Source organism: Streptomyces sp. NPDC051218 (assembly GCF_044455475.1).
GTDB lineage: Bacteria > Actinomycetota > Actinomycetes > Streptomycetales > Streptomycetaceae > Streptomyces.
In genome coordinates this window covers 368,973-389,209 of sequence record NZ_JBITEU010000008.1, presented here as the reverse complement: position 1 = coordinate 389,209, position 20,237 = coordinate 368,973, and the positions used below count along the sequence as shown (strand labels likewise).

General features: G+C 70.0%; 18 protein-coding genes. 16 read left to right on the top strand and 2 right to left on the bottom strand.

Features of this window, described 5'->3' with window-relative positions:
• Window positions 1–9: 9 nt before the first annotated feature.
• The 4 genes from ACIBCK_RS25240 (at window position 10) to ACIBCK_RS25225 (ending at window position 6,363) form a co-directional block, all read left to right on the top strand.
• A complete protein-coding gene (locus ACIBCK_RS25240; RefSeq protein ID WP_399393730.1) occupies window positions 10–720 on the top strand; it encodes a hypothetical protein in 711 nt (236 codons plus the stop codon).
• Between the two features lie 110 nt (window positions 721–830).
• Window positions 831–3,200: a GH92 family glycosyl hydrolase gene (locus ACIBCK_RS25235; RefSeq protein ID WP_399393728.1), complete on the top strand. Its 2,370-nt coding sequence runs from the start codon at window positions 831–833 to the stop codon at window positions 3,198–3,200.
• Window positions 3,201–3,395: 195 nt separating this feature from the next.
• On the top strand, window positions 3,396–4,778 hold the full coding sequence (locus ACIBCK_RS25230) for a wax ester/triacylglycerol synthase family O-acyltransferase (protein WP_399393727.1): 1,383 nt from the start codon (window positions 3,396–3,398) through the stop codon (window positions 4,776–4,778).
• A 70-nt stretch (window positions 4,779–4,848) separates the two neighbouring features.
• Entirely contained in the window at window positions 4,849–6,363 is a 1,515-nt protein-coding gene (locus tag ACIBCK_RS25225; RefSeq protein WP_399393726.1) for an SDR family NAD(P)-dependent oxidoreductase, read from the top strand.
• A 16-nt stretch (window positions 6,364–6,379) separates the two neighbouring features.
• Here ACIBCK_RS25225 and ACIBCK_RS25220 read toward each other — a convergent pair whose 3' ends face one another.
• Window positions 6,380–7,210 (bottom strand): SDR family oxidoreductase, encoded by an 831-nt coding sequence (locus ACIBCK_RS25220; RefSeq protein WP_399393724.1) that lies wholly within the window; start codon window positions 7,208–7,210, stop codon window positions 6,380–6,382.
• A 305-nt stretch (window positions 7,211–7,515) separates the two neighbouring features.
• On the opposite strand from ACIBCK_RS25220, the gene ACIBCK_RS25215 reads away from it, so the two are divergent.
• The 8 genes from ACIBCK_RS25215 (at window position 7,516) to ACIBCK_RS25180 (ending at window position 14,286) form a co-directional block, all read left to right on the top strand.
• Window positions 7,516–7,689, top strand: a complete 174-nt coding sequence (locus ACIBCK_RS25215) for a hypothetical protein (protein ID WP_344526424.1) — start codon at window positions 7,516–7,518, stop codon at window positions 7,687–7,689.
• 105 nt (window positions 7,690–7,794) lie between these two features.
• Window positions 7,795–8,778 carry a YihY/virulence factor BrkB family protein gene (locus ACIBCK_RS25210; RefSeq protein WP_399393722.1) on the top strand — a complete coding sequence of 328 codons (984 nt, stop codon included), beginning with the start codon at window positions 7,795–7,797 and terminating at the stop codon, window positions 8,776–8,778.
• Between the two features lie 96 nt (window positions 8,779–8,874).
• A complete protein-coding gene (locus ACIBCK_RS25205) occupies window positions 8,875–9,315 on the top strand; it encodes a phage holin family protein (RefSeq protein WP_399393720.1) in 441 nt (146 codons plus the stop codon).
• Complete coding sequence (locus ACIBCK_RS25200; protein ID WP_399393718.1) at window positions 9,312–9,749, top strand: DUF3618 domain-containing protein; 438 nt, start codon at window positions 9,312–9,314, stop codon at window positions 9,747–9,749. The genes ACIBCK_RS25205 and ACIBCK_RS25200 overlap by 4 nt, the downstream gene beginning before the upstream one ends.
• Window positions 9,746–10,012, top strand: coding sequence for a DUF4235 domain-containing protein (locus ACIBCK_RS25195; RefSeq protein WP_399393717.1), 267 nt, complete (start codon window positions 9,746–9,748; stop codon window positions 10,010–10,012). The genes ACIBCK_RS25200 and ACIBCK_RS25195 overlap by 4 nt, the downstream gene beginning before the upstream one ends.
• Before the next feature lie 170 nt (window positions 10,013–10,182).
• The gene (locus tag ACIBCK_RS25190) at window positions 10,183–12,081 is read left to right on the top strand and encodes a family 20 glycosylhydrolase (protein WP_399393959.1); all 1,899 of its coding nucleotides are present in this window, start codon (window positions 10,183–10,185) and stop codon (window positions 12,079–12,081) included.
• A 58-nt stretch (window positions 12,082–12,139) separates the two neighbouring features.
• Window positions 12,140–13,780 carry an alpha-L-fucosidase gene (locus ACIBCK_RS25185; protein WP_399393715.1) on the top strand — a complete coding sequence of 547 codons (1,641 nt, stop codon included), beginning with the start codon at window positions 12,140–12,142 and terminating at the stop codon, window positions 13,778–13,780.
• Window positions 13,781–13,887: 107 nt separating this feature from the next.
• Complete coding sequence (locus ACIBCK_RS25180) at window positions 13,888–14,286, top strand: DUF4440 domain-containing protein (protein WP_399393714.1); 399 nt, start codon at window positions 13,888–13,890, stop codon at window positions 14,284–14,286.
• A gap of 70 nt (window positions 14,287–14,356) precedes the next feature.
• Here ACIBCK_RS25180 and ACIBCK_RS25175 read toward each other — a convergent pair whose 3' ends face one another.
• The gene (locus ACIBCK_RS25175) at window positions 14,357–15,373 is read right to left on the bottom strand and encodes a LacI family DNA-binding transcriptional regulator (RefSeq protein WP_399393711.1); all 1,017 of its coding nucleotides are present in this window, start codon (window positions 15,371–15,373) and stop codon (window positions 14,357–14,359) included.
• A gap of 256 nt (window positions 15,374–15,629) precedes the next feature.
• Here ACIBCK_RS25175 and ACIBCK_RS25170 point away from each other — a divergent pair, with 256 nt between their 5' ends.
• From ACIBCK_RS25170 to ACIBCK_RS25155, 4 genes are all read left to right on the top strand, one after another.
• Entirely contained in the window at window positions 15,630–16,931 is a 1,302-nt protein-coding gene (locus ACIBCK_RS25170; RefSeq protein WP_399393957.1) for an extracellular solute-binding protein, read from the top strand.
• Between the two features lie 23 nt (window positions 16,932–16,954).
• The gene (locus ACIBCK_RS25165) at window positions 16,955–17,905 is read left to right on the top strand and encodes a carbohydrate ABC transporter permease (protein ID WP_399393709.1); all 951 of its coding nucleotides are present in this window, start codon (window positions 16,955–16,957) and stop codon (window positions 17,903–17,905) included.
• A gap of 138 nt (window positions 17,906–18,043) precedes the next feature.
• Window positions 18,044–18,865: a carbohydrate ABC transporter permease gene (locus ACIBCK_RS25160; protein WP_399393955.1), complete on the top strand. Its 822-nt coding sequence runs from the start codon at window positions 18,044–18,046 to the stop codon at window positions 18,863–18,865.
• A 105-nt stretch (window positions 18,866–18,970) separates the two neighbouring features.
• The gene (locus ACIBCK_RS25155) at window positions 18,971–20,230 is read left to right on the top strand and encodes a glycosyl hydrolase (RefSeq protein ID WP_399393708.1); all 1,260 of its coding nucleotides are present in this window, start codon (window positions 18,971–18,973) and stop codon (window positions 20,228–20,230) included.
• The last annotated feature ends 7 nt before the right edge of the window (window positions 20,231–20,237 follow it).

Below are 20,237 nucleotides of genomic sequence, written 5' to 3'. Positions count from 1 at the left end.
CATCAGCCCGTGATCAGCGAGAGCGAAAGCAAGAGCGAGTGGGTGCGGGCCGCGGCCCGCAACAACGCCGAGTGGTGCGACGCGGTGTGTCGCGCGCACGGGGTGCCGGGGGAGTTCGGGGCCGGGGTCTGGAGCAGCGCGCGGCGCACCCCGCCGCTGTATCCCGATGCCGTCTCGCTCACCCCCGAGGCGTCGGCGGCCGACCTGGTGGCCCGGATCGACACCGCGTCACCGGGCTGCTCCGTCAAGGACAGCTTCGCCTGCCTCGACCTGGAGCCGCTGGGCTTCGAGGTGCTGTTCGAGGCCCGGTGGATCCGCCGGGAAGTGGGAGCACCAGCCGGTGCGCACCTCGGTTGGGAGCCGCTCAAGAGTGCCGAGTCCCTGCCCGCGTGGGAGACCGCGTGGAACGACGGCGACGCGAGCACGGGCCTGTTCCGCCCCGGGCTGCTCTGCGACGACACGAAATTCCTGGCGGCCTACGCCGAGGGACGGATCGTCGCGGGCGCCGTCGCCAACCGCGCCGCGTCGGTGGTGGGTGTTTCCAACCTCTTCACATCGGCCGACGAGGAGTCCGCCTGGGCCGGCTGTCTGGCGGAGGTCGCCCGGCTCTGGCCCGGCCTGCCCGTCGTCGGCTACGAGAGCGGCGAGAGCCTGGCTGCCGCGGTCGGTCAGGGCTTCACTCCGATCGGGTCGCTGAGGGTGTGGCTGCACACCGGCTGAGAGCCGTCGTCGTCTCCCCGCCTCCCACCCCTTGACGCACGCGACGCGACCCCCGAAGAATGATCGCGTTCCGCGCTCTGACAACGTTGTCCAAGGAGGCGTTCCCACCCATGAGATGGACCCAACGGCTACGCGGTACGGGGGTGGCGGTGGCCGCGGCCACGCTCCTCGGGGGAGCCCTCGCCATCCCGGCGGCGCAGGCCGCCCCTGCTGCGGACACAGCGGAAGCAGCGAGCGGCCGACTGACCGACCTGGTCAACCCGTTCATCGGCACGGAGAACGAGGGCAACACCTACCCCGGAGCGGCCGTGCCCTTCGGCATGGTCCAGTTCTCGCCCGACACCGGGCACAACACCGGCTACGACCACTCCGACACCCACATCCGCGGCTTCTCGACCGTCCATCTGTCGGGCGTGGGCTGCGGGTTGGGCGGCGACCTGCCGGTGCTTCCCACCACGGGCGACCTCAAGGAGACGGACTACGCGAAGTACGCGGCGGAGTTCAGCCACGACGACGAGAAGGCGCGCCCCGGCTCCTACGAGGTGGGCCTCAAGTCCGGTATCGACGCCGAGCTGACCGCCACCAAGCGCACCGGCGTGCAGCGCTACACCTTCCCCGCCACCGACAAGGCCAACGTCCTGCTCAACGCGGGCCAGTCGCTGCACAAGACGGGCAGCACCAAGGTCGAGATCCTCGACAGCCGCACGGTCCGCACGGCGATCACCGGCAGCGGCTTCTGCCAGGACACCAAGCCGTACACCGTCTACACGATCACGCGCTTCGACCGGCCCTTCACGACGTCGGGCACCTGGAAGGGCGACACCGTCACCGCCGGCTCCAAGAAGTCGTCGGCGGGCGAGGAGCGCAACGGCGCGTACGTCCGCTTCGACACCTCCAAGGACCGCACGGTCGAGGCGACCACCGCACTGTCGTACGTCGATGCCAAGGGCGCCGCACTCAACCTCCGCGCGGAGGGCGGGCGTTCGTACGACCGTGTCGCGAAGGCCGCTGACTCCGCGTGGGAGGACCGGCTCGACGACGTGCGGGCGCAGGGCGGCAGCGAGACCGTGCGCCGCACGTTCTACTCGTCCCTCTACCGTTCGTTCCTCGCGCCGAACATCGGCAGCGACGTCGACGGCCGGTACACGGGCTGGGACCAGAAGATCCACCGGGCCACTGATGACGGGGGATTCACGTACTACCAGAACTGGTCCCTGTGGGACACCTACCGCACCCAGGCCCAGCTCCTCGCCCTGCTCGCGCCGCACGAGTCGCGTGACATGGCGCTCTCCGTCCTGAAGATCGACGAGGAGAGCGGCTGGCTGCCCAAGTGGGGCTACGGCACGGTCGAGACGAACATCATGACCGGCGACCCCGTCACCCCCTTCCTCACCAACGCCTACCAGCAGGGCCTGCTCAAGGGGCACGAGGAGGAGGCGTACCGCGCGCTGAAGAAGAACGCGGACGGCGTGCCGCCCGCCGACTCCGCGCCCGTGGGCCGCGAGGCCAACAAAGAATACCTGAGCGAGGGCTTCGCGCCGTACATCAAGGGCCGCCCGCACGCCAAGCCCGGCGACTCGGACTACGACCACGGTGCTTCCGCGACGCTGGAGTACGCGCTCTCGGACGCGATGCTCGGTCAGATGGCCGACGACCTGGGGCACAAGGCCGATGCCGAGCGGTACGCGGACCGTGCGCAGAACTACCGGAAGATCTTTGACGGTTCGACCGGATTCTTCCGCGCGCGGGACGCCGAAGGCGCCTTCACCGGACCCGCGGACCCGGCCAAGAGCGAGGGCTTCCACGAGGGCACGTCCTGGCAGTACCAGTGGCTCGTCCCGCAGGACCTGCCCGGCATGGTCGACCTCATCGGCGGCAAGCAGGCCACCAACGACCGTCTCGACTCCTTCTTCGCCTACGAGCAGCTCCTGAAGGACCCGGCGAAGACCGCGCGCGAGGTGTGGGTCAACGGCCCGTACGACTACTACAACGCGGACAAGTACAACCCGCAGAACGAGCCCGACCTCATCGCCCCGTACACGTATCTGTCCACGGGGCAGCCGTGGAAGACCACCGACGTCGTGCACGCCGCGCTCACCCTCTTCACGGATGCCCCGACGGGCATGACGGGGAACGACGACCTCGGCACCATGTCCGCCTGGAACGTGCTCTCCTCGATCGGTATCTTCCCGGTCCAGCCCGGCACGGACACCTGGGGTCTGTCGACGCCCGTCTTCGAGCGTGTCGACCTGAAGCTGGATCGCCGCTACTACCCGAAGGGCCGTCTCACGGTGAAGGCGCCGGGCACGTCGGACACCGACCGGTACATCCAGTCGGCGCGCACGGACGGCGCCGACTACGGCAAGACATATCTGACGACCGACGACATCCGCGACACCCGCGAACTCTCCTTCACGGTGGGCGACAAGCCCTCGGAGTGGGGCACGTCGCAGGATGCCGCGCCGCCCGCGCTGAAGTGACACGGCTCGTACATCGCTGAAGTGACGTAGTCCATACGTCACTTGCACACCACAAGGCCCGCCTCTCCCGGAGAGGCGGGCCTTAATCTGTTGTTAACTGTGCGTAGCTTGATCGTACTTGACCGTAGTCGTGCAACGGCGATTGACTGCACGTTCACGCCACCCCCGCATCGTCCTCGACGCGAGAGCAGCCCGTTGACCCCGTTGAAAGCGCAGACCGCTGACTCCTCCGACCTGCTCGCACCCCTCGACCTCGCCTTCTGGAACATCGAGTCCGCAAAGCACCCCATGCACCTGGGGGCCCTCGGCGTCTTCGATGCCGACTCGCCGGACGCGGCCGAGCGCGCCGCCCAGCTGCTCGCCGCGCGTGCGGTCACCGTGCCAGGACTGCGCCTGCTGATCCGTTCCGTGTGGCTGCCGGTCGGCGGGGCCGTCCGCGCCGCCGCGCCCGCCTTCGACCCGCTGGACCACGTGCGCCTCGCCGAGCCCACGGGGGACTTCCACGCCGTGGCGGGCGCGCTCATGCAGCGGCCCCTGGAGCGCGGCAGGCCGCCGTGGGAGGCGCATGTGCTGCCGGGGGACGACGGCAGCTCCTTCGCCGTGCTCTTCAAGTTCCACCACGCCCTCGCCGACGGGCTGCGTGCCCTGATGCTCGCCGCCGCGGTCATGGACCCCACCGAGCTGCCCGCCGCGCGTCCGGCGCCCGCCGGGCCCGAGCCCTCACGGTGGTCCTGGCTGACGGACCCGCGCAAGCTCCCGGAACTGGTCCGCGCCACCGTCAGCGACGTGGGACAGGCCCTGGACATCGGCTCCTCCGTCGCCCGCGCCACCTGGGGCGTACGGTCATCGGCCGCCCTCACGTCCCGGGCCACCGGTACGCGGCGCACCGCGGGAGTGCTGCTCGACCTGGACGACGTGCACCGCGTGCGCAAGAGCGTCGGCGGCACCGTCAACGACGTACTGATCGCCGTGGTCGCGGGAGCCCTGCGCCGCTGGCTCGACGAGAGGGGCGACGGCAGCGAGGGAGTGGAGCCGCGCGCCCTGGTCCCCGTCTCCCGGCGCAGGCCGCGCACCGCGCAGCCGCCGGGCAACCGGCTCTCCGGGTATCTGGTCCGTCTTCCGGTGGGTGATCCGGACCCGGTGGGGCGGCTGCGGGCGGTGCGGGCCGCCATGGACCGCAACAAGGACGCGGGGCCCGGCCGCGGCGCGGGCGCCGTCGCCCTGCTCGCCGATCATGTGCCGCCGCTCGGCCACCGCATCGGCGGACCCGTCGTCGCACAGGCCGCGCGGCTGCTCTTCGACATCCTCGTGACCAGCGTCCCGCTGCCCAGCCTGGGTCTGAGGCTCGGGGGCTGCCCGCTCACCGCCGTGTACCCCTTCGCGCCGCTGGCCCAGGGACAGGCGCTCGCGGTCGCGGTGTCGACCTACCGGGGCCGGGTGCACTTCGGTCTGGTCGCGGACGCGGCCGCCGTGCCGGACCTGGATGTTCTGGCGCGCAGTGTGCGGGAGGAGCTCGCGGGGCTCGTCGAAGCGTGCGTGAACCGTCCGCGTTTGGTAGAGGGGCCCGTCGCTACGTAAAGTTCTCTTCTTTGGAGCTTCCGCGGTCACCCAGACGAGCCGCGGCATGAGTGACGCGAGGACAGCGGCGATGACGGTGACAGAGGACAACCTGGGGGCTGCCGGTTCGGCCGAGCCCCAGGAGGCCGAGGCCTCCTTCGGTCCCGGCATCGACCCCGACCGGCTCGCCGTCTGCCTCGCGGTGCTCGACGAACTCGACAAGCTGGATGTCGACCACCCCGACGCGATCGCGGTGCGCCGGGCCACGGCCGGGATCTACCGCACGGTGAAGCAGCGCCGCCGTCAGGACCGCCGGGCCGCCAAGACCGCGCACGACAAGGCCGTCACCGAGGCCACCGCCACCGGCTCCGCCGAGCGCATCGACGACGAGACCGAGGGTCTGCTGCCCTCGTCGCAGACCGAGGAGGGCCGGATCGCGGGGATACTCCAGCGCCCGCGCTCCTGCTACACCTGCAAGACCCGGTACGTGGAAGTCGACTACTTCTACCACCAGCTCTGTCCTGACTGCGCCCGCCTGAACCGCTCCAAGCGCGACGCCCGCACCGACCTCACCGGCAAGCGCGCACTGCTCACCGGCGGCCGGGCCAAGATCGGCATGTACATCGCGCTGCGCCTCCTGCGCGACGGCGCCCACACCACGATCACGACGCGCTTCCCCAAGGACGCCATCCGCCGCTTCAAGGCGATGGACGACTCGGCGGACTGGCTGCACCGCCTGGAGGTCGTCGGCATCGACCTGCGCGACCCGGCCCAGTCCGTCGCGCTCGCCGAGCGGGTCGCCGCCGCGGGACCGCTCGACATCCTGATCAACAACGCGACGCAGACCGTACGCCGCCTGCCCTCCGCGTACGCCGCCCTGGTCGACGGCGAGGGCGCGCCGCTGCCCGCGGGGGAACTGCCCGCCCACTCCGTCATCGGCGCCTTCAACTCCGGCGCGGTGGACGGCCTGGCCGCGCTGCCCCTCGGCACCAGCGGCCTGGACGCGCAGCAGGTCGCCGACCTCGCGCTCGTCGCGGGCAACGCCAGCGTCGCCCGGCACCTCGACGGCACCGCCATCGACGCCGGCGGCCTGGTTCCGGACGTCGTCGACAGCAACACCTGGGTGCAGACCATCGAGCAGATCTCCCCGGTGGAGCTCCTCGAGACCCAGCTGTGCAACTACACCTCGCCGTTCATCCTGATCAGCGCCCTGCGGTCGGCGATGGCCGACGCCGCGAAGAAGGCCTCCAGCGGCCGCTCCTACGTCGTCAACGTCTCCGCGATGGAGGGCGTCTTCGGCCGCGGGTACAAGGGCGCGGGCCACCCGAACACGAACGCCGCCAAGGCCGCGATGAACATGGTGACGCGGACCAGCGCCCAGGAGATGTTCCAGACCGACGGCATCCTCATGACGTCGATCGACACCGGCTGGATCACCGACGAGCGCCCGCACTACGACAAGCTGCGCCTTGCCGACGAAGGCTTCCACGCCCCGCTCGACCTGATCGACGGCGCGGCCCGCGTCTACGACCCCGTCGTGCGCGGCGAGGCGGGCGAGGACCTGTTCGGCGTCTTCCTGAAGGACTACGCACCCGGCAAGTGGTAGCTGCGGGACGGCGGCGTCAGGCCTGGCCGGTGGCTCCGCCCGCCGCCCGCAGCCGTTCGTGCACGGCGTACGGGGACGTCGTCCCGGCGGCGGCCCGCACCCGCGTACCACCGTCCACCAGGAGATCGGCGCCCGTCACCCATTCGGCCGCGTCCGAGACAAGCCACGCCACGGCCCGCGCCACGTCCTCCGGTTCGCCGATGCGGCCGAGCGGCAGGCTCTCGGCGAGCCGCTCCTCGGCGCCGTCCCACACGAAGCGGGCCATCTCGGTGCGGACGAGGCCGGGGGACACGGAATTGACCCGTACCAAGGGCGCCAGTTCGCCCGCGAGTTGGGCGGTCAGGTGCAGGAGCGCCGCCTTGCTGGTTCCGTATGCGCCCACGTTCGGGCCGACATGCGACGCGCCCTCGGTGCAGATGTTGACCACCGCGCCGCCGTGCTCGCCCATCCAGGCCCGCCAGGCGAGCTGCGTCAGGCGCAGCGCGGCCTCGACGTTCACGGTGAAGGCGGCGCGCCACACCGTGAGGTCGACGTCCATCAGCGGGCCGTAAGGGGCGTTCGTCGCGGCGTTGTTCACCAGGACGTCGAGCCGCCCGAACTCGTGGAGCGCGAGAGCCACGCTCGCCTCCGCCCGACCGGAATCGGCCACGCCGCCCGCGCAGCCGACGGCCCGGGCGCCGTCCGCGCGCAGTCCGGCCACCGCCGCCTCCAGCGCGTCAGGATCGCGGGCGGTCACGACAAGGCGATGTCCGGACTCGGCGAGGGCCCGCGCGACGGCGAGCCCGATCCCTCGCGAGGCTCCGGTCACCAGGGCCACCGCGCCGTCCCGTGCCTGGGCAGAAGTCATCCCCGTACGGTCCCATGGAGGTCTGGAAAGGCCCATGGGTTCGCATCGGTGGGAAGTTCCTGGCCCGCAGGCCGCCCCCACACCATGACCAAGTGTCCGAAATCCACTCCATCGGCGGACCCCATAGAGCGCGGGCGCGCTCATTTGGTTAGTGTGAGGCGAACGGACGGTCTCCAGGGATCCACAAGCACCCCTGGACCGCCCCGGGACAGGCTCGCCACCATGGCCGCGCTCCCGCCTGAACAACGGCGCCACCGCGACCGACAGCCCATGTCCTTCCGTTACGCGACACAAAGGAGTGCGCGGTGACACCAGATCTGACGAAGCAGGAAAAGCGACCGGCGGAACGCAGCAGCGAGCGGGCCGGCAGACCACGCAAGCTCAGCAACCTGGACTCGTGGGCGAAAGCTGCCCCGATCCGCCTTGCGGGCTACGAGGACGACCTCGCGGAGCCGCACATCCTCCCCGGTATCGACTGATTCCCTCCGCTTCGCCGCGCGCCCCCCGCCGATCCCGGCCGGGGGGCGCGCGGCGTTTCGGGTCACTCGCGCATGGTCCGGCGGTTGCGGGTTACTCCGGGACGTATGGACGGAACAACGGATACCGGCAGCGTGGACCGCGCGCCGAAGGAACCGACACAGTTGCCCAAGCGGTCCTGGCGGGCAGTGGTCACCGGCGTGGTCAAAGAGTTCCAGGACGACGAGCTGGCGGACCGCGCGGCGGCGCTGACCTACTACGGAGTGCTCTCGCTCTTCCCGACGATCCTGGTCCTCGTCTCGCTGCTCGGCGTGGTCGGGAAATCGGCGATCGACTGGCTCCTCAAGAATCTCAAGGAGCTCGCGCCCGGCTCGGCACGGGACATCATCAGCGACGCCGTGCGGCAGCTGGCGGGCCAGGGCGGCGTCGGCTCCCTGATGGCGGTGGTCGGCATCGTGCTCGCGGTGTGGGCGTCGTCCGGGTACGTCGGGGCGTTCATCCGCACCGCCAACGCCGTTTACGACATGCCCGAGGGCCGGCCCATTTGGAAGGTGTTGCCGGTCAGGGTGGGCGTGACCGTGGTGCTGCTCCTGCTCGCTGTCGTCAGCGCGCTCATCGTGGTGTTCACCGGCGGTCTGGCCAGCACCGTGGGCTCGGCCCTGGGGTTCGGCGACGCGGCCCTGACGGTGTGGGCGATCGCGAAATGGCCGGTCCTGGTCGTCCTGGTGACCTTCATGATCGCGTTGCTGTTCTGGGCGACGCCGAACGTGAAGGGCCGGGGCTTCAGGTGGATCACGCCCGGCAGCGTCATCGCCCTGGTGATCTGGCTGATCGCCTCCGCCGGGTTCGCCTTCTACGTAGGCAACTTCAGTTCCTACAACAAGACCTACGGTGCGCTGGCCGGAGTGATCATTTTCCTGGTGTGGCTGTGGATCAGCAACATCGCGATCCTGCTCGGCCTGGAGTTCGACGCGGAGCTGTCCCGGCAGCGTGCCATCGCCGGAGGTATGCCCCCGGAGGAGGAGCCCTTCGTACCGCCCCGCGACACCCGGGCCTGGGACGACCAGGACCGTCGCCGCGTGGACGAGTGACACCGCCCGCCGCGACCGCGGCCCGTAACCGGTGACCATGTGCGGATGCCGTAGATCGGGGTACTCGGTCGCCCAACAGACAGGAGGTTGATGACGATGGCCCAGACAGGCCCGCACGCCACCGGCCGCGACAGCGCCGGACACGGCGCCCCCCACAACGAGCCGGTGGGCGAGTTGGTGCAGCGCGCCTCACAGCAGCTGACGGAGCTGGTGCGCGGCGAGATGCGCCTGGCGCAGGCGGAGATGAAGGAGAAGACCAAGCGCTACGGCAAAGGCAGCGGGTTGTTCGGTGGAGCCGGTCTCGTCGGCTTCCTGACCCTGCAGGCCCTCGTCGCCACCGCGATCGCGGCGCTCGCCGTGCCGCTTCCGGTATGGGCCGCGGGTCTGATCGTCACCGCCGTCCTCGGTCTGATCGCCGCGGTACTGGCGCTGACCGGCAAGAAGGAAGTCGGCCGGGCGGCCCCGCCGATCCCCGAACAGGCCATCGACGGCGTGAAGGCCGACGTCGCAGAGATCAAGGAGAGTGCACAGCGATGAACCAGCCCCACGACAAGGACACCGCGGGCGCCGGGGAACTGCGCGCGAAGGTCGAGCAGACCCGTCAGGACCTGGGAGAGACGGTCGAGGCCCTGGCGGCCAAGACGGACGTCAAGGCGCGCGCCCAGGAGAAGGCGGTCGCCATCAAGGGCCAGACGGCCACGAAGGCCGCGGAGCTGGGCGAGCAGGCCAGGGCGAAGGCCACCGAGGCCGCGCATGTGCTGCAGGACAAGGTGCCCGACCAGGTCAAGGACAAGGCCGCCGCCGCCACCGGGCAGGTGAAGGCCGCGGCAGGTCAGGCCACGGAGGTGTGGCAGGACAAGGCGCCCGAGCAGGTCAAGAACCGCCGCACCGGCTTCATCGCGGGTGGCGCGGCGCTGGTGGTCGCATACGTGCTGGTGCGGCGCAAGAGGAAGTACGGGAGCGCGGTGTGAAGGCGTCGAAGATCGCGTACAAGCCGGTCGGGATGGCGCTCGGCGCGCTCGCGGGTGTGGCCGCCGGAGGGCTGTTCAAGCAGGCGTGGAAGATGGCCGGGCATGACGAGGACGCGCCCGACGCGACGGACGAGGACCGCAGCTGGGGCGAGATCCTGCTTGCGGCCACGTTGCAGGGCGCGATCTTCGCCGTGGTCAAGGCGGCCGTCGACCGCGGTGGCGCGGTCGCGACGCGCCGGCTGACGGGCACCTGGCCGGGCTGATGGGTGTCCGGCCGGGTTGACAGGTGTGCGGCCGAGCTCGGTGGAGGTGGGTCGTGATTCATCCGATGGGTCGGCGACGGGCTACGTAAATGTCCAAGTCCCCGCTGCGGCCGATGCATTGACACCCTCCAGGGGCGCTTGAATCATCGGATGTCATGACTGACATGCGCATGATTCGCGCGCCCCGCGCGCGGCTACGCCGGCTGAGAGGCGCCGCGGTGGCCCTGCTGCTGCTCGCGGCGCCCGTCCCGGCGGCTCAGGCCGCCGGGACGTCGCAGCCCGCCGCGGGCAGGCAGTCCGCCGCCCAAACGCCCCGCACGGTCCCGGCGCTCGCCGACTGGGCGCCGGGGAAGGGGAGTTACGCCTACGGCCCCGGCACCCGGATCGTCGCCCGTGGGCAGGCAGCACGCGAAGTGGCCCGCACTCTCGCGGACGATCTGCGCGCCGCGGGCGAGGGCAGGGTGCCGGTCACCGGCGGCTCCCCGCGTGACGGTGACATCGTGATCGGCGTCGCGCCCGCGCGAAAGCAGCTGGGCGCCGAAGGATACGAACTCCGCGCCGATGACCGCCTGGAGATCACCGGAGCGACCGAGGCCGGAGCCTTCTACGGCACCCGCACCCTCCTTCAACTCCTTGCCCGCAGCGAGCGCGTACCGGCCGGGCGGACGGTCGACATACCCCAGTACAAGGAGCGCGGGGTAGGCGTCTGCGCCTGCTACATCCACGTCTCGACGCCCTGGCTGGAGAACCTCGTACGCGACATGGCGTACAACAAGCAGAACCAACTGCTCCTCGAACTCAAGGTGAAGAGCGACAAGCACCCCGAGGCCAACAGCTGGGGCTACTACACCAAGAGTGAGATACGGCGCCTCGTCGCCCTCGGCGAGAAGTACCACGTCACCATCATTCCGGAGATCAACTCGCCCGGCCACATGGACCCCTGGCTGGAGAAGCGGACCGACCTCCAGCTCACGGACTCCGACGGGAAGCCGCAGCCGTCGCGCCTCGACATCACCAAGGACGAGGCCTTCGCCTACTACACGAGCCTCATCGACGAGTACGCCGAGGTGTTCCCCGCGAAGTCCTGGCACATGGGCGCCGACGAATACATGCTCGGCTCCGACTTCGCCAAGTACCCCCACATCCTCGAATTCGCGAAGAAGAAATACGGCGACAGGGCGACCCCGCAGGACGCCTTCGTCGACTTCATCAACCGCGTGCACGCGTACGCGACCGGCAAGGGCAAGCGGCTGCGCATCTGGAACGACGGCCTGACCGGTGCGAACACGGTGCCGGTCGCGGCGGGGACGAGCGTGGAGCACTGGCTCGACGTGAAGACCAAGCCCAGCCAACTCATCGCCCAGGGCCAACCGTTGCAGAACGCCGCCTACGCCCTCTACCTCGTCCGCGGCGGCTTCCACACCGACACCAAGGCGCTGTACGACAAGGCGTGGGACCCGCGCAGCTTCGAGGGCGAGAAGCTCGCCTCGCGCGAAGGCATCACCGGGGCGAAGATCAGCCTGTGGCCGGACAACGGCCGGGGAGAGACCGAGAACGAGGTCGCGGCCTCCATGGAGATGCCGCTCAGCCATGTCGCCCAGGTCACCTGGGGCGCCGCGCACCCGGACCCGACGTACGCCGACTTCACCGCGCGCGCCAAGTCCGTCGGGCACGCGCCGGGTGGGCGGGACCTGACGAGGGTGCCGGTGGCGGATGGCACGTACACCGTGCGGGACACCAAGGGGCACGCGGACCCCGCCGACTACGAGATCAAGCGCACCCCCGACGGCTACGTCGCGCTGAAGTCCACGGCGGACGGCACCTGCCTGGAGACCCGCAGCGGAAAGCTCACGCTCAACGTGCCGCTCGAACCGGGTAGTGCGGTCACGCGGGAGAAGTGCGACGCGGCGAACACCTTGCAGCGCTGGCAGCTGACGAAGGCCTCCGACGGCTTCCGGCTGACGAACGCGATCACGCGGATGGACGTGTACGTGGGTGATGACGGGGGGCTCCAGCAGTACCCGTCAGATCAACGGACCCCAGCCACATGGACGTTGACCGCCGACTGACCCCACCCCCTTGCCCCGCGTCCTGAGATCCGAGCCCCGACAGGGAGACCCGCACCCCATGACTGTCAGCAGACGCCTCTTCGTGACCGCCGCCGTCACCACGGCAGTCGCCGCGTCGAGCAGTTCCCTCGCGCTCGCCGCTCCGGGCCCAGCCGGGGCCTCCGCTGCTCCCGAGCCGCCCTACCGCATCCCGATCAGCCCCAACGACTCCCCGGACGAAGTCGTCACCAAGGCATCCCAAGTCCGCCCGACGGAACGCCAGATCGCCTGGCAACGCCTGGAGCAGACCGCCTTCCTGCACTTCGGGGTGAACACCTTCACCGGCCTCGAATGGGGCACGGGCGACGAGGACCCCGACGTGTTCCAGCCGTCGGGACTCGACACCGACCAGTGGGCGCGGGCCCTGCGCGACGGCGGATTCAAGCTCGCCATCCTCACGGTCAAGCATCACGACGGCTTCGTGCTCTATCCGTCCCGCTACACCAAGCACAGTGTGGTGAGCAGCAGTTGGCAGGCCGGAAAGGGTGACGTGCTGCGCTCGTTCGCCGACTCGCTGCGCCGGTACGGGCTCAAGGTGGGCGTCTACATCTCGCCCGCCGACGAGAACCAGTACCTGCACGGCGTCTACGCCAACGGCAGCGCGCGCTCCAAGCGCACGATCCCCACGCCGGTCGAGGGCGACGACAGGGCGGACGCCGCGGCCGTACGGTCGTTCACGCTGGACGCGACCGACTACGGCGCGCACATGCTCAACCAGCTGTACGAGGTGCTCACCGAGTACGGGCCCGTCGACGAGGTGTGGTTCGACGGGGCGCAGGGGCGGATCCCGCCGGAGAAGGTCGAGACGTACGACTGGGACAGCTGGTACGCGGTCATCCGCGCCCTGGCTCCGGACGCGACGGTCGCCGTGCGCGGCCCCGACGTCCGGTGGGTCGGCAACGAGGGCGGACTCGCGCGCGAGAACGAGTGGAGCGTCGTCCCGGTCAAGGACTCGGGGAACGGTAGCGTCGACTACGCCCTGAAGTACGACGCGCCCGACCAGGGAAGCCGGGAGGCGCTCGCGGAAGCGAGGGCGGTCGCCCAGTACGTGCAGTGGTGGCCGGCGGAGTGTGACGTCTCGATCAGGCCCGGCTGGTTCTACCACGGGGACGAACAGCCCAAGTCCGTCGAGCAGTTGACGGACATCTGGTTCCGTTCGGTGGGCCGCAACTCCGTGCTGCTCCTGAACATTCCGCCGGACAAGAGGGGCCTGCTCCCGGAGGCGGACGTGGCACGGCTACGGGAGTTCCACGAGCGGATCGGGCGCGAACTGCCCGAGGACTTCGCGCGGGGTGCACGGGCCCGTGGCGACGGCCGCCGCCCGGCGCACGCGGTCGACGGTGACCCGGACACGGCGTGGGCGTGCCCGGCCCCTTCCCGGGGGACGCTCACGATCGACCTCGGCAAGGCGCGCGAGGTCGACCGGATCCGGCTGGGGGAGGACATCCGGCGTGGACAGCAGCTGGAGCACGCGGTGATCGAGGCACGGGTCTCCGGCACGTCCGGATGGACTCCCGTGACCGAGGTGGACACGGTCGGCGCGAGCCGGGTCCTCGCGCTGCCCGCGCCGGTGCGGGCACGGGAGTGGCGGCTTCGGGTGACGGGGTCGCGCGGGGCGGTACGCCTTGCGGAGTTCGGCCTCTACCGGTCGCGGGTGTAGGAGGCGCGCGGGCCGTCCCTGGCGGGGCGGCCCCGCTCGGGGAGCCGCGGGCGCGGCTCCCCGAGCCCCGAAGTCCCCCTGACTTGCGCGGTGTTACGGTCTCGGCCATGTCAAAGAGTGAGATCGACGCCGTGACCGCCGAGTTCTTCGGCGCCTTCGACAACGTGGGCGGCAAGGCCGCCGACGTGGCCCGCATCCGCCGGTTGATGCTCCCGGGCGGCGTGATCGTCGTCACCGGACCGCAGTTCACGGTCTACACGGTGGAGGAGTTCATCGAACCCCGCGAGCGGCTCCTGAGCGAGGGCCGACTGGTGGAGTTCTCCGAGTGGGAGACCTCCGAACGGACGGACATCGAGGGCGGCATCGCCTCGCGGTTCGGCACGTACAGCAAGTCCGGGATTCTGGACGGCGCCCCGTTCGAGGGAAGCGGCACGAAGACCATCCAGTTCGTCCGTACCCCGGAGGGCTGGAGGATCGCGGCGTTCTCCTGGTACGACAAGCCCTGACCGCCGGGAGCGGCTCAGCAAGCCCTGACCGCCGGGAGCGGCTCAGCAAGCCCTGACCGCCGGGAGCGCCTCATCCCCCGCTCGCCCGCCCCGTGCTCTCCCGCTCGATGAGGGTCGGCAGCGGTACCTGGACCGTGGCCGCGGGGCCGTCGTCCAGGAGGGACAGGAGTTCGCGGGCCGCCGTGCGGCCGAAGGACACCGTGTCGCGGGACAGTGCCGTCAGCCAGGGGTGGACCATTCGGCACAGGGCCGAGTCCTCCCATGCGATCACCGACACGTCCCCGGGCACGGCGAAGCCGAGCGAGGCCGCGGCGGCGACCCCGGCCACGGCCATCACGTCGTTGTCGTACACGAGAGCCGTCGGCGGTGACGCCGCGGACAGGACGCGCCGGGTCACCGCCGCGCCCTCGGCGTCCGAGTAGTCCGTGGTCACCGAGCGGACCCCGGAGAGGTCACGCCGCTCCGCCTCGGCCCGCAGCGTCCGGATCCGCCGCTCCGTGTGGGCAAGGCCGGGCAGCCCCGCGATGTGCACGATGCGGCGGTGGCCGAGAGCGTGCAGATGGTCCACGACCGCGGCCATCGCACCCGCGTCGTCCGCCCAGACCGTGGAGAGGCCGGGATGGCCGGCGTCCGGGTCCGGTACGCCGCCCGTCAGCACCGCGGGCAGCCCAAGATCGTCGAGGAGCGCGGGACGGGGGTCGTCGGTGCGCGGGTCCACGACCAGGACGCCGTCCACCCGGCGCTCCGCCCACCACCGTTGGTAGACCGCGCACTCGGCGGCCACATCCTCCACCACCTGGAAGAGCAGACCGAGTTGACGCTCCGCCAGGACCTCCTGGATGCCCGAGATCAGCTGCAGGAAGAACGAGTCGACGCCCAGCGTCCCGGCGGGCCGCGCCACCACCAGGCCCACCGTCGCCGAGCCCTCACCGGACAGCGCGCGTGCCGCGGTGCTCGGGTGCCAGCCCAGCTGCTCGGCGACCCTGCGCACCCGGTCACGGGTGACCTCGGAGACTCCCGGCCGGTCGTTGAGCGCGAAGGACACGGCGCTCTCGGAGACTCCGGCGCGGCGTGCGATGTCCTTCATGGTCGGCCGGCGTGCCGGGGACCGCTTGCCTTGCACCGGTGTTGCCCCTTTCCTGTGAAGCGCATACTAATGCGCTTGAGCCAGCACACTCTAAAGCGCATTAGTCGATCCCCGCAAGAAGTTCAACAGACCCCGCTGACCTGCGCAGTTGGTGCGGCGGACAGGATTATTCAACGAATCCATTGACTTTTTACCGGCGCGCCATGCAGGGTCTGCCTCACGCTGGGCCGAGCAAAGGAGCCGTTTCACCGTGCGCATCTCCCACCACCCCCGCATCCCCAGAAGGGCAGTCACCGCTGCCGCCGTCCTCGCCGTGCTCCTGCCGCTGAGCGCCTGCGGCGACGGAGGCGACGGCGGCGGCTCGACCGACGCGTCCGGCAAGATCGAGGGCGAGATCACCTTCCAGACCTGGAACCTGAAGGCGAACTTCAAGTCGTACTTCGAGGGGGTCGTCGACGGCTTCGAGAAGAAGTACCCGGGCACGAAGGTGAACTGGGTCGACCAGCCCGGCGAGGGCTACGCCGACAAGATCAGCGCCGACGCCGCGGCCGGCACCCTCCCCGACGTCGTCAACGTCTCGCCCGACCTGGTGGCCCCGCTCGCCAAGGCCGGTCTGGCACTCGACCTCGACAAGGCCGCGGGGAAGTACGAGAAGGAGTATCTGCCGGGGGCGTGGAAGAGCCACCAGATACCGGGCACGGAGGGGACGTACGCCTTCCCCTGGTATCTGAACACCGGTCCGCTCTTCTACAACAAGCGGATCTTCAAGGAGGCGGGGCTCGACGCCGACAAGCCCCCGAAGACGTACGACCAACTCTTCGACAGCGCCCTGCAGTTGTCCAAGAAGACCAAGGGCAGGACCGCCACGCTCGCCAACATCCCCAGCATCGAGGACTTCGGGCGCTACGGCGTCCCGCTGATGGACAAGGAGGGGACCAGGTTCACCTTCAACGGCGCCAAGGGCGTCGAACTCCTCACCCAGTACAAGAAGTTGTACGACGCGAAGGCCCTGGACGGTCAGGCGCTCAACGCCACGCCCGAGTCGACGGGCAAGAAGTTCCTCACCGAGGCCGTCGCGATGAACCCCGGAAGCGCCCTGGATCTCGGCAAGTTCAAGAAGGAGGCGCCCGGCCTCTACAAGAACATCGGGATCACCCCGCAGATCACCAATACCGGCAAGGACAACATGTACGTGATGGGGGTGATGGTGAACACCCGCACCAAGCAGACGCCCGCCGCCGTTGCCTTCGCCCACTACGTGACGGACGCGCAGCGCCAGATGTCCTTCGCCAAGAAGGTGGCGATCTTCCCGAGCACGGAAGGTTCGCTCGACGACCCGTACTTCACCAAGCAGGACGGCACCGACGACACGCGCGTGCGGGTCGCCGCTGCCAAGTCCATCAAGACCGCGGTGAATTACATACCCGCGCTCTTCAGTGAGCAGATGAAGATCGAGCTGCGCAACGCCGTCGGCCGTGCGCTGCAAGGCAAGGAGAGCCCCGAGGAAGCGCTTGACAACGCTGTCAAGGCCTGCGACCGGCTGCTGAAGCAGAGCTGAGAAGACAACACGGGACCACCACCATGAAAAGCTCCAGCACCGCCACCGTTCCCCGCGCCTCCGACACCACCTCCCACGCCGGGGACGACCACGGGCCCCGCCGCCGCATCAGGCGTCAACTCCCCACGAGCCCCTGGCTCTTCGCGGCACCCGGGCTGCTGATCGTCGGCATCTTCATCCTCTACCCGTTCGTCAGCACGCTCATCAACTCCTTCACCGACAAACGCACCCTGATCCCGGGGGAGTACGTCGGCCTGGACAACTTCCGGGAGCTGCTGCACGACGACATGTTCTGGATCGGCCTTCGCAACTCGACGCTCTACATCGTCGGCGTCGTGCCCGCGCTCGTCCTGCTTCCGCTGCTCCTCGCGATGCTGGTCCAGAAGCACGTCCCCGGCATGACCTTCTTCCGGTCCGCCTTCTACACGCCGGTGGTCGCCTCCATCGTCGTGGTGGGCCTGATCTGGGTGTGGATGCTGGACGAACGGGGCCTGGTCAACGCGGTGCTGGAAGCGGTGGGCGTCGGCTCGGTCGGCTTCCTCAGCGACCAGTGGCTGCTCCTGTCGAGCGCCATGGCCGTCACGGTCTGGAAGGGCCTCGGCTACTACATGATCATTTACCTGGCGGCGCTCGCCAACGTGCCCCGCGAACTGCACGAGGCCGCGTCGGTGGACGGCGCGGGCGCGGTGCGCCGCTTCTTCACGGTCACCGTGCCCGCCGTGCGCTCCACGATGGTGCTGGTCGCCGCGCTGTCCTCGGTCGCCGCCTTCAAGGTGTTCTCCGAGGTCTACCTGATGGCCGGGCCCAACGGCGGCCCGGCCGGCGAGGACACCACCCTCGTGATGCTGGTGCAGCGCGTGGGCACCGGCCTGACCGGCCGCGTCGGGTACGCGTCGGCCATCTCGGTCGTCGTCTTCGTCGTCACCGTCGCGCTGATGCTGCTCGTGCTGCGCGCGGACCGGAAGGAGGACTGACTCGTGAGCATCACGACCGACACGCACAAGAGCGAGCAGACGGGCAAGGCGGGGCAGGCGGAGCAGGCGCAGTCGAAGGCCCGCAAGGCCCGCGCCCGGAGGCACGGCCGCCGGTTCACGGACGAGAACGGCCGCCGGATGCCCGCGTGGGAGATCGTCCTGCGCTACGTACTCCTGCTCGCCGTACTGGCGTTGATGATCGGGCCGTTCCTGTGGCAGCTGTCCACATCCCTGAAGGGACCGCACGAGAACATCTTCAGCTCCCCGCCCGAGTTCCTGCCGAGCAGCCCGACCTTCCACAACTACGAGCGGGTCGCCGACACCATCCCCGTCTGGGACTACGCGCTCAACTCCCTCAAGGTGGCGGCCGCCAACGTCGTGACCAACTGCGTGGGCGCCACCCTCGCCGGCTACGCCCTGGCGCGCCTGCGTTACCGGGGCCGCAGGGCGGCGACGATCGTCTTCATCCTCGCCATGCTGGTGCCCGTGGAAGGCATCATCATCGCCCAGTTCACGACCATGCGGGAGCTCGGTCTGAACAACACCCTCATCGGTGTGCTGCTGCCCGGCTGCGTCTCCGCGCTCAACGTCCTGCTGATGCGCAACGCCTTCCTGAACCTGCCGTACGAGATCGAGGAAGCCGCGTACGTCGACGGCGCGAACGTCTGGCAGCGATTCCTGCGTATCGCCCTGCCCGCGGTCAAAGGCACGCTCGCCGTGGTGGCGATCTTCGCGTTCATGGGCGCCTGGGACGACTTCCTGTGGCCGCTGATCGTGCTGAGCGACCCCGACCGGTTCACCCTGACCATCGGCCTGAACTACCTGCACGGCACCTTCGCCAACGACGAACGGCTCGTCGCCGCGGGCACGGTCATCGCCGTGCTGCCGCTGATCGTGCTCTTCGCCTGCCTCCAGCGGTACTTCTTCCGCGGGGTGGGCGAGGGAGCGGTCAAGGGCTGAGGCCCGGCCCGCCGCGGGGCGAGGGAACGGTCAAGGACTGAGGCCCGCCGCCCCGCCCGTCCCCGTACGCAAGACAGCCCCACACTTCCGAGAACCGGGACCCGCATGCCTTCCGTGCCTTCCACCCCTTCTGCCGCGCCGCGCTTCGGCGCGAACTACACCCCGAGCAAGGGGTGGTTCCACCACTGGCTCGACTTCGACATCGACGCCGTGCGCGCCGACCTCGACGCGATCGCCGGACTCGGCCTCGACCACATCCGGGTCTTCCCGATCTGGCCGTACTTCCAGCCCAACCGCACCCTGATCAGGCCGCGCGCCGTGGAGCAGCTCGTCGCTCTCGCGGACGCCGCCGCCGAGCGCGGGCTCGACGTCAACGTCGACGGACTGCAGGGGCATCTGTCGAGCTTCGACTTCCTGCCCGCCTGGACGCAGACGTGGCACCGGCGGAACATCTTCACCGACCCCGACGTGGTGGAGGGCGAGGTCACGTACCTGCGGACGCTCGCCGCCGCGCTCGCCGACCGGCCGAACTTCATCGGCATGACCATCGGCAACGAGGTCAACCAGTTCTCGGCGGGCCCGCATCCCGATCCGGACCGCATCACGCAGGACCAGGCGGGGGAGTGGCTGCGACGTGTCCTCGCAGCCTGCGAGGAGGGCGCTCCGGGGAAGCTGCACCTGCACGCCGAGTACGACGCCGCCTGGTACCAGGACGACCAGCCCTTCACGCCGGCCCAGGCCGCGCGGCTCGGCGGGGCGACCGCCGTGCACTCCTGGGTGTTCAACGGCACGGCCCAGCGGCACGGGCGGGGCGGGGTCGCCACCGCTCACCACGCGGCGTACATGATCGAGCTGTCCAAGGCGTGGGCGGAGGACCCACACCGCCCGGTCTGGCTCCAGGAGGTGGGTGCGCCGGCCCCTCTCATACCCGCGGAACACGCGGCTGCCTTCACCGAGGCGACGGTGGAGGCGGCGCTGGACTGTGCCGATGTATGGGGGGTGACGTGGTGGTGTTCGCACGATGTGTCGCGGACGCTGGCGGACTTCCCTGAACTTGAGTACAGCCTTGGTCTGTTGACCAATGAGGGGCAGGTCAAACCGGGGGGTGAGGTGCTGGCGCGGATCGCGAAGGAGTGGCGGGGGCGGGAGTATGCGCCTGCCGTGCGGTGCACTGCCGTGGTGGTCGAGGACTCGCCTTCGGAGCGGTCCGTGTGTGCTCCTGGGGGAGCGGTTTTCGAGGCGTTCATGCGGCTCGCCGCGGACGGGGTGCGGCCCACCACGGTGTTGGCCTCCCGGGCTGGAGACGCCGCGCACTTGGCTGCGCGGGGCATCACGGAGGTCGTGCGGCCGGGGGAGGTCGGCTAGGCCGAAA